Genomic DNA, 279 nt, shown 5'->3' on the forward strand with positions numbered 1-279 from the left:
TAAGCTAGTCAGTTATTTGGTGGAGCTAGGCAGGATCGAACTGCCGACCTCCTGCGTGCAAGGCAGGCGCTCTCCCAGCTGAGCTATAGCCCCAAAAGCTATCTCGTAAAATCGTGTAGATCTAGGCGTGTTCGGACGCCGCATAGCCTGCTATGCAAGTTCGGACACAACGACGAGCTACGCGATTTTGGTGGGTCTGGGTGGACTTGAACCACCGACCTCACCCTTATCAGGGGTGCGCTCTAACCACCTGAGCTACAGACCCGGTTTTGCTTGCCA

General features: G+C 55.2%; 2 tRNA genes. Both read right to left on the reverse strand.

The features are described 5' to 3' along the window. Positions 1-17: 17 nt before the first annotated feature. Positions 18-93 (reverse strand) — tRNA-Ala (locus MWU62_RS18865). Positions 94-188: 95 nt separating this feature from the next. After that, positions 189-265 (reverse strand) — tRNA-Ile (locus tag MWU62_RS18870). Positions 266-279 lie beyond the last annotated feature (14 nt).

This window comes from Marinobacter sp. S6332 (assembly GCF_023016045.1).
Classification (GTDB): Bacteria; Pseudomonadota; Gammaproteobacteria; order Pseudomonadales; family Oleiphilaceae; genus Marinobacter.